This is a genomic window from Polaromonas sp. OV174 (assembly GCF_900112285.1).
Lineage (GTDB): Bacteria > Pseudomonadota > Gammaproteobacteria > Burkholderiales > Burkholderiaceae_C > Polaromonas.
The window spans coordinates 40,282-52,738 of record NZ_FOKZ01000020.1 but is presented as its reverse complement, the minus strand read 5'-3'; the positions used below and the strand labels follow the sequence as shown (position 1 = coordinate 52,738).

Here is a 12,457-nt window from a genome sequence, read left to right as displayed (position 1 = left end):
TTGCCGAGCACAAAAGAAAAAAGCCCTTGAAAATCAAGGGCTTCGTTCATTTTTGGCGGAGAGGGTGGGATTCGAACCCACGGTAGGATCGCTCCTACGCCTGATTTCGAGTCAGGTACATTCGACCACTCTGCCACCTCTCCTGTGTGTCGAGCCGTCATTCTAGCAGGCTCGCGGGCACGATTTAGCGTGCCTTTGCAGAAAGTACCGTGATCCCGCCCATATAGGGCTGTAGCACTGCCGGCACCTCCACGCTACCATCGGCGCGCTGGTAGTTTTCCAGCACCGCCACCAGGGTGCGGCCCACGGCCAAGCCGGAGCCATTCAGGGTGTGGACGAACTCATTTTTACCCTGCGCGTTCTTGAACCTAGCCTGCATGCGGCGAGCCTGAAAGGCTTCGCAATTGGACACCGAGCTGATCTCGCGGTAGGTGTTCTGCGCTGGCAGCCAGACCTCGAGGTCATAGGTTTTGCTGGAACCAAAACCCATGTCGCCGGTGCACAAGGCCATGACCCGATAAGACAGGCCCAACTTTTGCAGAATCGCTTCAGCGTGACCGGTCATGGCCTCCAGCGCTTCATAGCTTTTTTCCGGATGAACAATCTGCACCATTTCAACCTTGTCGAACTGGTGCTGACGAATCATGCCGCGGGTGTCACGGCCATAGCTGCCGGCTTCCGAACGAAAGCATGGGCTATGGGCGGTAAATTTGAGCGGCAAATCCGTTTCGGCAACGATTTCATCGCGCATGAAGTTGGTCAGCGGCACCTCTGCGGTGGGAATGAGGTAGAGCGCGGCATTCTCGGCCTCGCCTTCCTGTCCACCTTTTTTGGCGGCAAACAGGTCTTCTTCAAACTTGGGCAACTGGCCAGTGCCACGCAGCGAATCGGCATTGACGATGTAGGGCGTGTAGCACTCGGTATAGCCATGCTCTTCGGTCTGCACGTCGAGCATGAACTGAGCCAAGGCCCGGTGCAGGCGTGCCAGCTGGCCCTTCATGACGGTAAAGCGTGAACCCGTCAGCTTGGTGCCCATCTCGAAGTCCAGTCCCAGCGGTTGGCCCACGTCGACGTGGTCCTTGGCCTCAAAAGTCAGTGCTGCGGGTGAGCCGCCCAGACCCTGGAGCGGACTCCACTTGCGCACTTCAACATTGCCCTCTTCACCAGCCCCCAGCGGCACGCTGTCGTGCGGCAAATTAGGCACGGCCAGCAACAAGGCCTGCAGCTCCAGCTGAATCTGATCAAGCCGCACACTGGAGGTTTCCAGCTCGGCCTTGAAGGCGCTGACCTGCGCCATCACGGCGCTGGCGTCTTCGCCCTTGGACTTCAGCTGGCCGATCTGTTTGGACAGGCTGTTGCGCTGGTTTTGCAGCTCCTCGGTGCGGATTTGCAAGCTCTTGCGCTCGGCCTCCAGCCCCTGGAATGCCTCGACATTGAGAAAGGCTTGCGGGCTTTTGCGGGTCTCCAGGCGGGCAATCGCCGAAGGCAGGTCTTTACGGAGCAGGTTGATATCTAGCATGGGATGGATTGTATTTTGTGCCGCCGGATCAGCGGCAGGCTAGTTTGCAAACTCAGTTCAGGCTGGCCGGATCGACATTGGCGCCGCAAATGATCAGGCAGACCTTCTCATCTGCTCGCGGTACATAGCGGCCACTGTGCAAAGCCGCCAGCGGCAAGGCGGCGGCGGGTTCAACCGCCAGCTTGAGCTCTTTCCAGAGCCACAGCTGCGCCGCGCGTATGGCCTCGTCGGTCAATAGCAAGGCATCGCGCACATGAGCCTGGGTGGCCTGCCAGCCGAGCTCGCCTATGCGCTTGGCGCCCAGCGAATCGGCCGCTACGCCGCTGACAAGCACGTCCACCGGCTGGCCGGCCGCGCGGGCCTGGAATAGCGTGGGCGCCAGCTCGGGCTCCAGCGCCACCACGCGGCTGCGCTGCTCGAACCAGCTGGCCACGCCGCCAATCAGGCCGCCGCCACCCACACTGACCAGCACCGAGTCCGGCAAGCCGCCCTGCTCTTCGATTTCAAGCGCCAGCGTGCCGGCGCCCACCAGCACTTCGGGCTGGTCATAGGCATGCGTCAGCAGCGCACCGGTTTGCTGCTGGCGCGCCAAGCAGGCCTGAAGCGCATCGGCATAGGCCGCGCCCGTCACCATCACCTGCGCGCCCAGCGCCGCGAGTTTGGCGCGCTTGGCGGGGGTTGAGTTTTCTGGCACAAACACCTCGCAGCGCACGCCCAGCGCCCGGGCCGCCGCCGCAGTGGCAATGCCGGCATTGCCACCCGAAGCCACGATCACGCCGCTGGGTGGAATGGGCTGGGACAGCAGGCGGTTAAGCATTCCACGCGCCTTGAAGCTGCCGCCGGTCTGCAGATGCTCGAGCTTGAGCCAGATCTGGTCGCAGGCCACGCCCAGGGCCTGGCCGGGCAGCTTCCACAGTGGAGTTTGATGAATAAAGTGGCTGTAGGCCTGATGGAACGAGCGCTGACAGCTCTCAATTTGATAGCGATTGAGCATCAGCTTCAGCCCAGATCATGCAACTGACTGTCACCAACGTTCAGCGTGTGGCCCTGCGCATCGACCTTCAAACCCTTGGGCAACGGGAACTTGATGGTTTCCGCTATCCCTTCCATCTTGCGCACCGACACTGCGCCCAGGGCGCGGATGCGGTCAATCACCTGCTTGACCAGAACCTCAGGGGCTGAGGCGCCCGCCGTCAGGCCGACTCGGCTCTTGCCCTCGAACCAGGCTTCCTGCAACTCGCTGGCATCGTCGACCATATAGGCCTCGGTACCCAGCTTGGCGGCCAGCTCGCGCAAGCGGTTGCTGTTCGAGCTGGTCGGGCTGCCGACCACGATCAGGATATCGACTTGCGGGCTCAGCACCTTGACGGCGTCCTGGCGGTTTTGCGTGGCGTAGCAAATATCTTGTTGTTTGGGTGAGCGCACCAGCGGAAAACGTGCTTTCACGGCGGCGCTGATCTCGGCCGCATCGTCCACACTAAGCGTGGTTTGCGTCACCACCGCCAGCCTTTCGGTTTGCAGCGGGGCAATGCGCGCCACGTCGGCCACGTCTTCCACCAGGTGGATACCTTGGTCGAGTTGGCCCATGGTGCCCTCAACTTCCGGATGGCCCTTGTGGCCAATCATGATGAACTCGTAGCCTTCCTTGTGCAGCTTGGCCACTTCAACGTGCACCTTGGTCACCAGTGGACAGGTGGCATCAAAGATCTGGAAGCCACGTGCCACAGCCTCCTGCTGCACCGCCTTGCTGACGCCATGGGCGCTGAACACCAGCGTGGCGCCGGGCGGCACGTCGGACAGTTCTTCAATGAAGATCGCGCCCTTAGCCTTGAGCTCGTTGACCACATAGGTGTTGTGCACGATCTCGTGGCGCACGTAAATCGGCGCGCCGAACTTGGTCAGCGCGCGCTCGACGATTTCAATCGCGCGATCCACACCGGCACAAAAACCGCGCGGCACGGCCATCAGGATTTCTTCCGGCCCATTGTTTAACGCACTCATAGAACACCAATCAGGTGGACTTCAAACACCACCGGCTGACCCGCCAGGGGGTGGTTAAAATCAAACTGCACGGCCTGGCTGCCGTCGGCGCCCGCCTTGACCTGCTGCACCGCGCCGGCGTACTGGCCCAGACCGTCTGGCGTGGGAAATTGCACCACATCGCCAATGTTGTACTTTTCATCGGGATCGCCCAACTCATTGAGCAGCTTGCGCGCCACCCATTGCAGCAACTCGGGGTTGCGCTCGCCAAAGGCCTCGCCCGCCGCCAGCTCGAAGCTGGTGCGCGTGCCTTCTGCCAGGCCCAGCAGGCGCTGCTCTATGGCTGGCGACAACTCGCCCGTCCCCAGGCTCAAGGTGGCCGGTTTTCCGCCAAAGGTGTTGATGATGTCCGCGCCCGGCTTTCCGTCGAGGGAAGGTCCGGCCATGCGGTAATGCAGGGTCAAAAAAGAGCCTGGCTGAACAAGGGTTGCGGATGGATCGGGAGAATCGATAGAGGACATAAAAACTTTCGGGCCAGCCGGGGCGACGGGCTACAACTGTTGGCAAACAGCCTCTATTGTAGAAAGTAAGGCTTGCCCCGGCCCGCTGCCTGCTTTTTCACCCTTCCCCATCCTTTTTGCAGCTTTTTTCCGACTATCAACGCTGCATCTCCGGCCTGCGACGGCCGTTTGACACCCTTGCGCCAAAGCAACTGGCTAAACTGGGCCGCATGTTTTCTGGAAGAGTATCAAAGAGTGGATGGACGATGGGTTGGCACGGCGCTTTAAGCCATGAACCAAAAGGGCGACCGGTGGCCCAAGGCCCTATGTTCAGCCGGGCTGGGGCAAAACCGCGATCCAGCGCCTCGTATCCCAAGCCAGCACCAGACGCGAAAAGGAGATCGTTCTCATGACCCATGTTTCCGCGCCAAAACGCCTGTCACAGTTGGCCTGCGGCCTGCTGCTCGCCTCGGGCGCCGCAACATGCAACGCACAAGCCGCCGGCCCGCAGCCCTCCCCCCCAGACGCGGCCGCCAGCGACCCGGCCAAACTCGGCTGGATGGTTGGCGCACCGCCGCCAGCCGATCGCATCCTGCGCTTTGAGGACGGCAGCTACTTCCAGTTTCCGGCCATGCGCTGGAGCGTGGCGCATTTTCGCCAGCTCATGCCGACCGTGAACGTGTCGCGCGGCCTGGGCGCGCCCGTGGCGTTGCCGCGCGCCCTGCGCTCGGACATCGACGCGCTGCGTTTCACGCCGCTGGGCGCCCAGGAATCCATGACCTGGGCCGAGTCGCTGGGCGCCAACTACACCGACGGCATCGTGGTGCTGCACCGCGGGCGCATCGTCTACGAGCGCTACCTGGGCGTGCTCAAGGACGATGGCCAGCACGGAGCGATGTCGGTCACCAAATCGGTGATGGGTACGCTGGGCGCGGCGCTGGTCGCCGAAGGGCGCATCGACGCCAGCAAGCGCGTGGCCGACTATGTGCCCGAGTTGGCCCAGTCCGCCTTTGGCAGCGCCACCGTGCGGCAGGTGCTGGACATGACGACCGGGCTCAAATTCAGCGAAGACTATGCCGACCCAAATGCCGAGGTCTGGGCCCATGCCCAGGCCGGCAGCCCGCTACCCAAGCCCAAGGACTACACCGGCCCACGCAGCTACTACGAGTTTTTGCAGACCGTGCAGCCCGAAGGCCAGCACGGCGACGGCTTCGCCTACAAAACCGTCAACACCGACGTGCTGGGCTGGGTGATCGCACGCGTCACGGGCCGCACTGTGAACGAGTTGCTGTCCGAACGCATCTGGCGCCGCCTGGGCGCCGAGCAGGACGCCTATATGACGGTCGACTCCACCGGCACGCCATTTGCTGGCGGTGGTCTGAACACCGGCCTGCGCGACTTGGCGCGCTTTGGCGAAATGCTGCGCAAAAATGGCCGCTTCAATGGCCAGCAGATCTTGCCCAAGGCCGTGGTAGACGACATCCGCCGCGGCGGCGACAAAGAGAAGTTCGCCAAGGCTGGTTACGACCTGCTCAAGGGCTGGAGCTACCGCGACATGTGGTGGGTCACGCATAACTCGCATGGCGCCTTCATGGCACGTGGCGTGCACGGCCAGCGCATCTATGTGGATCCCAAGGCCGAGATGGTGATCGTGCGCTATGCATCGCACCCGGTGGCCGGCAACGCCGCCAACGACCCGACCACCTTGCCGGCCTTTGAGGCGTTGGCGCGGCATTTGCTGGCCCACCCGCGCTGAAATGGGGCCGGGCCGGCGGTAACGATTGACAAACTACCCCTGGCTCCTCCTCATGCCCCCAAACCCAACAACGTTTCACCAACTACTCCGCCTATGCTGCTGAAAGACCTGCCCGAAGACGCCAGACCACGTGAAAAACTGTTGGCCCGCGGCCCTGGCGCGCTGGGCGACGCAGAGCTGCTGGCGCTGCTGCTGCGCAGCGGTATTCCCGGCAAAAATGCGCTGCAAATGGGTCAGGAGTTGCTGGATCAGTTCGGCGGCATGGCCGGCCTGCTCCACACTGGGTCGGCGGCGCTGAAATGCATCAAGGGCCTGGGGCCGGCCAAACGTGCCGAACTGGTGGCGGTGCTGGAACTGGCTCGCCGCGCCCTGGCCGAAAATCTGAAAGAAAAGCCTCTGTTTGCCACGCCGCAGACGGTGCGCGACTACCTGCAGCTGCAACTAGGCAGCCGGCCTCACGAGATTTTTGCGGTGCTCTTCCTGGACAGCCAGCACCGGCTGATTGCGCTGGAGGAACTGTTTCGCGGCACACTGACCCAAACCTCGGTCTACCCACGCGAAGTGGTGGTGCGAGCGCTGGCGTTGAATGCCGCCAGTGTGGTGCTGGCGCACAACCACCCCAGCGGCGCCGCCCAGCCTTCGCGCGCCGACGAGGCCTTGACGCACACACTCAAGGCCGCGCTGGCGCTGGTGGATGTGCGCGTGCTCGACCATTTTGTGGTGACGGCTACTCAGGCCGTGTCCATGGCCGAACTCGGACTGCTTTAGCATTCAGCCCCTATCCAAGTGAAGTCATCAACGTGTCCGCCCCAAAACCCCTCAAGCCCGCGCCCCTACTGATCCGGGATCTGAAAGAACTCAAGGCCATCAAGCGTGAGATCGAAACCCGAATCAAACTGGAACAGGAGCGGGAAGCCGCCATGCGGGCCGCTGCCGCCAAGGCACTAGCAGACAAAAACCTGTTCGCACGGTCTATTGGCCCGGTCAGGGCCTTGCCGCCAAAACACCGGCCAGGCCACAGGGCCAGCCTGTCCGGCAGCCAGCCGGCGCCCATACCCGTGCAGCAGCAGCTGGATGAGCTTGCCGTGATGCAAGAGGCGATTTCGGACGAGTTCGACGCCGAAACCCTGTTGGATACTGACGAGGCGCTGAGTTACCGCCAGGCCGGCATAGGACCCGATGTGATGCGCAAGCTGCGCAAGGGCAACTGGACCATCCAGGGTCAGCTCGACCTGCACGGCCTGCGCCGCGAGGACGCGCGCAACGCGCTAGGGCAATTCATACGCGACGCCATCAAGATGGGCTGGCGCTGCGTGCGCGTGGTGCATGGCAAGGGCCTGGGCTCGCCCGGCAAAACGCCAGTGCTCAAGGGAAAGGTGCAGAGCTGGCTGATCCAGAAACGAGAGGTGTTGGCCTTTGTCCAGGCCAGACCGGCTCAAGGCGGCGCCGGGGCGCTGGTTGTGTTGCTGGCCTAGCGCTACTCAATCCGTCCAACCCATGGTCATGCCGGCTTGGATCTGATGCCAAAAAAGTTCCGGTAGTCAGCTCAGCGTCTGGACACAGGACCAGGCAAGCGGATAGACATTGCCTCTATCAAGTCTACAAAATCAGGAATTCAAGCCGCATTGAGAAATGCGGGAATTGAGAACCAAGGCATTGGCGACTAAAAATCATAAAAAACCAAAGCGGAAAACGAAAAAGCCCTAGAACATCACTGTTCTAGGGCTATCGTCTGGTGCGGCTGGCAGGAATTGAACCCACGACCCCTTGGTTCGTAGCCAAGTACTCTATCCAACTGAGCTACAGCCGCCAAGATTCAAATTATAGCGCAGATTTAAAGCTCCGGGCTTAAATTCCAAACAAGATTCAAAAATCATAAGGAATTTATCAAAACCAATTCGGACGGACACCAACAAGATAGGCAATTAAAGCCTCACCGAGTCAACGATATAGGCCGAGCTGAGCCATTCAAGGCCAAAGACAGCAAGACTCGCCGGTCAATTCATTGTGGTGTCTTGCCAGCTCTGCATCTGGGCAAGTTGCCTACCAGCGAGCAGGAATGAAAAAGCCCGCTGTCTTTTGAACAGCAGGCTTTCCATATATAGCGTGGTAGGGCGTGAGTGACTTGAACACTCGACCAAAGGATTATGAGTCCTCTGCTCTAACCAACTGAGCTAACGCCCCATCAACTTGTAGATTGTAAGGGCCTACTTGCTATGACTCAGGGCTGTGCTGACCAGTTTTGATGTGATATCGACAATTTGGATCATTTTTTCGTAGGGCATGCGCATCGGACCTATCACGCCCAGCGTTCCCACGACCTGGCCATCGACCTCGTAGGGCGCCGTCACCACCGACAATTCCTGATAGGGAATCACCTGGCTTTCGCCGCCTATATATATGCGCACGCCCTCGGCACGGCTGGACACATCGAGCAAACGCATCAACTGCGCCTTCTGCTCGAACAGATCAAAAAGTTTGCGCAGACTGCCCATGTCACCGGAAAAATCACTGACGGCCAACAGGTTGCGCTCACCGGAGACAACCACTTCATCACGCGACTCAATGGCCTCGGAGCTGACCTGAACCGCAGCCTGCATCAGGGTCGCAATTTCTCCCCTGAGCGCCTCCACCTCGTTTTTCAGGCGCTCACGCACCTCTTCCATGGCCATGCCCGCGTAATGCGAGTTAAGAAAATTGGCGGCTTCTATCAGTTGGGATTGGGTGTAATCGGCCTCGGTAAAGATGACGCGGTTTTGCACATCGCCATCCGGCGAGACGATGATCACCAGGAAGCGTTTTTCAGACAGGCGCAAAAACTCGATATGCCTAAACACCGAGGTCCGACGCGGCGCCATGACCACGCCGACGAACTGCGACAGGCTAGACAGCATGTGGGCAGCATTGCTGAGCACCTTCTGCGGCTGATCGGGCGCCAGCCTGGGCGCCGTGATCTGGCTGACAGCTGACAGCTGATCGCGCTGCGTGGTCAGCATGGTGTCTACAAAGAGGCGATAACCCAGCGCCGTGGGAATGCGGCCGGCGGAAGTGTGCGGGCTGACAATCAGGCCGAGTTCCTCCAGATCGCTCATGACATTGCGTATGGTGGCGGGTGACAACTCAAGGCCGGAAGCCTTGGAAAGTGTGCGCGACCCCACCGGCTGACCATCAGCAATATAGCGCTCAACCAGCGCTTTCAACAACAACCGGGCACGATCATCAAGCATGCTTACATTCTACGAAGCTTGTAACGGATGATGTGATGTAATTTGCCGATGAAGTCGCAATTCCGCCATGTCGCACTGATCGGCAAATATCACGCCCAGGGCTCCCGTTCTGCGCTAGAAGATATCGCACACTTTTTGGGTACGCAGGGCTGCGATGTGACTCTCGAGCGGGACACCGCCAGCAACACCGGCCTGAGCCAGTTCCCGACCTTGGACACAGCCGGCATAGGCGCCCAGTGCGACCTGGCCCTGGTGGTGGGCGGTGACGGCACCATGCTGGGCATAGGCCGCCAACTGGCCGAATTTGGCGTCCCCCTTGTCGGCATCAATCAGGGCCGACTCGGCTTCATCACTGACATTGCTTTTGAAGACTACCAGGACACGCTCAAGCCCATGCTGCGCGGGGAATACGACGAAGACCGGCGCTGGATGATGCAAGCCAAGGTGGTGCGCGACGGTCGCTGCGTCTTTAGTGCAACCGCCATGAACGACGTCGTGGTCAATCGCGGCGCCACCGCCGGCATGGTCGAGCTGCGCGTCGAAGTGGATGGGCGCTTTGTGGCCAACCAGCGTGCAGATGGCCTGATCATTGCCTCCCCGACCGGCTCCACGGCCTATGCGCTGTCTGCCGGCGGACCTTTGCTACACCCCTCCATCGCCGGCTGGATACTCGTGCCGATTGCCCCGCACACCCTATCAAACAGGCCCATCGTCCTTTCAGACTCAGGGGAGATAGCTATTGAAATAGTAGCAGGCCGGGACGCCAGCGCGAATTTTGACATGCAGTCGCTGGCGACCTTGCTGCACGGCGACCGCATCACCGTCAGGCGATCCGAGCATCAAATGCGTTTTCTGCACCCCAAGGGATGGAGCTACTTTGATACCTTGCGCAAAAAACTTCACTGGAATGAGGGTGGCGCCTGAGCGCACCGCTCAAGCCGACCTGGGTTAAGTCATGAGCCTTAAAAGCATTTCTCTTCGCGATTTCGTCATCGTCCATGAAATGGACCTGGATCTGTCGACTGGATTTACCGTCCTTACCGGGGAAACCGGTGCCGGAAAATCCATACTGATTGATGCACTGCAATTGGCGCTAGGCGCACGCGCCGATGTCGGCGTGATCCGCGAAGGCGCTCCGCGCTGCGAAATCAGTGCGGAATTCGACAGCCCCGCGGGTCTGGCGCAGTGGCTGGATCAAGCCGGCTTCGAAGCCGGTGACAGCTTGCTGCTGCGCCGCACTATCGATGCCCAGGGCAAAAGTCGGGCCTGGATCAATGGCAGCGCCGCCACCGCCACCCAGCTCAAAGACATCGCCGACCAGCTGGTGGACATCCACGGCCAGCATGCCTGGCAAAGCCTGACCCGGCCCGACGCGGTAAGAGGCCTGCTGGACTCCTATGCAGACCTGTCCACCGAAGAGCTGTCCCGTCGCTGGCAGCAGTGGCGCCAGGCCCAAAAAACACTGGTGCAGGCACAGGATGCACAAGACAGCCTGCAGCGTGAACGTGAGCGGCTGGCCTGGCAAATCGGCGAACTCGGCAAGCTGGCGCCCGGCGCCGATGAATGGGACGAGCTCAACGCCCAGCATGGCCGCCTGTCGAATGCACAAGCTTTGCTGGACGCGGTGCAAACCGCCGTCGATGCCTTGCAAGATGCCGATGACAATGCCACCGCCCTGCTCGGCCGCGCCATTTCATCACTACAAAATCAGGAGCATATAGAGCCCGAATTTAAAGGGCTAACAGAGGTTTTAGGCACTGCACTGGCGCAAATGGAAGACGCCGTCCATTCATTGCACGGTTATGCAAGACATGCCGAACTGGAGCCGCAACGGTTGGCCGAACTTGACGAACGCCTATCCCTCTGGGTCAGCCTGGCGCGTCGCTACAAGCGACCTCCCGCCGAACTTCCCGAGTTGCTGGCCAGCTGGCAATCCGAGTTGCAAAAACTCGATGAGGCGGCCGATCTGTTGCAGCTTGAGAAAAAAGAGGCCAGTGCCCGCGCCTCCTATCAAGAAGAAGCACGCCAGATCTCCAAGCTCCGTAGCAAGGCCGCGCCCCAGCTCGCCAAAGCCATCACCCAGGCCATGCAAGGCCTGGGCATGCAGGGCGGCCGCTTTGAGGTTGCGCTCACGCCGCTGGAACAGCCGGCCCAGCATGGCCTGGAACAGGCAGAATTTTTGGTCGCCGGCCATAGCGGCAGCACGCCCAGACCGGTCGGCAAGGTGGCATCGGGCGGCGAGCTGTCGCGTATTGCCCTGGCCATCGCCGTCACCACCAGCCAACTGGGACAAGCGCAAACACTGATCTTTGACGAGGTGGACTCGGGCGTGGGCGGCGCAGTAGCCGAAACCGTGGGCCGCCTGATGAAGCAGCTGGGCAAAGACCGTCAGGTGATGGCAGTCACCCATTTACCCCAGGTTGCCGCCTGCGCCGACCATCATCTGGTCGTCGCCAAGCGCACCGAAAAAGGTGCGACCCTCAGCACCGTGGACCATGTGAACGGCGAGCAGCGCGTCGCCGAAGTGGCCCGCATGCTGGGTGGCGAGCGCCTCTCTGGCACAACGCTGGCCCACGCCAAGGAATTGCTGGGGCACTAATGGCTGCACTGGAAATAGTCCTCATCACCGGCATGTCGGGCTCAGGCAAGTCCGTGGCCCTGCATGCGCTCGAAGACGCAGGCTACTACTGCGTTGACAACTTGCCGCCGGAACTGCTGACGCCTTTTGTGGCACTGAAACGGCCCAACGGTGCTCCCAAAGTCGCCATTGCCATGGATGTGCGAAGCGCCACCTCACTGCCGCTGGTGCCGCTGCAGCTACAGCAGCTCAAGGTGCAGGGCGTGGCCGTGCAGTCACTGTTTCTCGATGCCAGCACCGATACGCTGGTAAGACGATTTTCGGAAACCCGCCGCCTTCACCCCCTGTCACGTACCGATGCTTCCGATCAGCACCGGGCCCTGGTAGACGCCATCGAGCTGGAGCGCGAGCTGCTTGGCGACATGCGCGAGCAGTCCCATGTGCTGGATACCAGCATGATCCGCTCCTCGCAATTACGGGGCTATGTGAAGTCCCTGATCGCAGCGCCGGTCAATCAGCTCACGCTGGTGTTCCAGTCGTTTGCCTTCAAGCGCGGCGTACCGCTGGATGCCGACTATGTGTTTGACGTACGCATGCTGCCCAATCCGCACTATGAGGCCGGCCTGCGCGAGTTGACCGGCCAGGATGAAGCGGTTGCCAGCTACCTGAAGACGCATTCCGAGGTGGACGATATGTTCCGCGATATCGAACAGTTCCTAAACCATTGGCTGCAGGCGCTGGTACGGGATCACCGCAGCTACGTCACGGTGGCCATTGGCTGCACTGGCGGCCAGCACCGCTCCGTCTATCTGGTGGAGGCTCTGACAGCGGCCTTTAGCCAGCACTGGCCTACCCTGAAGCGGCATCGCGAACTGGATGCCGGCTGATCAGGCCCGC

At 60.9% G+C, this 12,457-nt stretch carries 11 protein-coding genes and 3 tRNA genes; 6 read left to right on the top strand and 8 right to left on the bottom strand.

Annotated elements, in window-relative coordinates:
• Positions 1 to 53: 53 nt before the first annotated feature.
• The 5 genes from BM160_RS16725 to BM160_RS16705 form a co-directional block, all read right to left on the bottom strand.
• Positions 54 to 143: transfer RNA gene (locus BM160_RS16725), tRNA-Ser, on the bottom strand.
• Positions 144 to 184: 41 nt separating this feature from the next.
• The gene (gene serS, locus BM160_RS16720; protein WP_092007307.1) at positions 185 to 1,519 is read right to left on the bottom strand and encodes a serine--tRNA ligase; all 1,335 of its coding nucleotides are present in this window, start codon (positions 1,517 to 1,519) and stop codon (positions 185 to 187) included.
• A 52-nt stretch (positions 1,520 to 1,571) separates the two neighbouring features.
• On the bottom strand, positions 1,572 to 2,513 hold the full coding sequence (locus BM160_RS16715; protein WP_092007306.1) for a threonine/serine dehydratase: 942 nt from the start codon (positions 2,511 to 2,513) through the stop codon (positions 1,572 to 1,574).
• Between the two features lie 5 nt (positions 2,514 to 2,518).
• Complete coding sequence (ispH, locus tag BM160_RS16710; RefSeq protein ID WP_092007305.1) at positions 2,519 to 3,520, bottom strand: 4-hydroxy-3-methylbut-2-enyl diphosphate reductase; 1,002 nt, start codon at positions 3,518 to 3,520, stop codon at positions 2,519 to 2,521.
• Positions 3,517 to 4,020, bottom strand: a complete 504-nt coding sequence (locus BM160_RS16705) for an FKBP-type peptidyl-prolyl cis-trans isomerase (protein ID WP_092007304.1) — start codon at positions 4,018 to 4,020, stop codon at positions 3,517 to 3,519. Before BM160_RS16705 ends, ispH begins: the two co-directional genes overlap by 4 nt.
• Positions 4,021 to 4,558: 538 nt before the next feature.
• Between BM160_RS16705 and BM160_RS16700 the strand changes: the two genes are divergently transcribed.
• From BM160_RS16700 to BM160_RS16690, 3 genes are all read left to right on the top strand, one after another.
• Entirely contained in the window at positions 4,559 to 5,755 is a 1,197-nt protein-coding gene (locus tag BM160_RS16700; RefSeq protein ID WP_255368975.1) for a serine hydrolase domain-containing protein, read from the top strand.
• A 93-nt stretch (positions 5,756 to 5,848) separates the two neighbouring features.
• On the top strand, positions 5,849 to 6,523 hold the full coding sequence (gene radC, locus BM160_RS16695; protein WP_092007302.1) for a RadC family protein: 675 nt from the start codon (positions 5,849 to 5,851) through the stop codon (positions 6,521 to 6,523).
• Between the two features lie 26 nt (positions 6,524 to 6,549).
• The gene (locus BM160_RS16690) at positions 6,550 to 7,230 is read left to right on the top strand and encodes a Smr/MutS family protein (RefSeq protein ID WP_369821798.1); all 681 of its coding nucleotides are present in this window, start codon (positions 6,550 to 6,552) and stop codon (positions 7,228 to 7,230) included.
• Between the two features lie 258 nt (positions 7,231 to 7,488).
• Here BM160_RS16690 and BM160_RS16685 read toward each other — a convergent pair.
• The 3 genes from BM160_RS16685 to hrcA form a co-directional block, all read right to left on the bottom strand.
• Positions 7,489 to 7,565 (bottom strand) — tRNA-Arg (locus tag BM160_RS16685).
• Positions 7,566 to 7,862: 297 nt separating this feature from the next.
• Positions 7,863 to 7,939: transfer RNA gene (locus tag BM160_RS16680), tRNA-Ile, on the bottom strand.
• 23 nt (positions 7,940 to 7,962) lie between these two features.
• Positions 7,963 to 8,982, bottom strand: a complete 1,020-nt coding sequence (hrcA, locus tag BM160_RS16675) for a heat-inducible transcriptional repressor HrcA (protein ID WP_092007301.1) — start codon at positions 8,980 to 8,982, stop codon at positions 7,963 to 7,965.
• A 48-nt stretch (positions 8,983 to 9,030) separates the two neighbouring features.
• Between hrcA and BM160_RS16670 the strand changes: the two genes are divergently transcribed.
• Genes BM160_RS16670 through rapZ form a run of 3 tightly spaced genes read left to right on the top strand, consistent with a single transcriptional unit; the run spans position 9,031 to position 12,447 of the window.
• Positions 9,031 to 9,906: an NAD kinase gene (locus tag BM160_RS16670; RefSeq protein ID WP_092007300.1), complete on the top strand. Its 876-nt coding sequence runs from the start codon at positions 9,031 to 9,033 to the stop codon at positions 9,904 to 9,906.
• A 31-nt stretch (positions 9,907 to 9,937) separates the two neighbouring features.
• Positions 9,938 to 11,581: a DNA repair protein RecN gene (gene recN / locus BM160_RS16665; RefSeq protein WP_092007299.1), complete on the top strand. Its 1,644-nt coding sequence runs from the start codon at positions 9,938 to 9,940 to the stop codon at positions 11,579 to 11,581.
• The gene (rapZ, locus tag BM160_RS16660; protein WP_092007298.1) at positions 11,581 to 12,447 is read left to right on the top strand and encodes an RNase adapter RapZ; all 867 of its coding nucleotides are present in this window, start codon (positions 11,581 to 11,583) and stop codon (positions 12,445 to 12,447) included. Before recN ends, rapZ begins: the two co-directional genes overlap by 1 nt.
• The last annotated feature ends 10 nt before the right edge of the window (positions 12,448 to 12,457 follow it).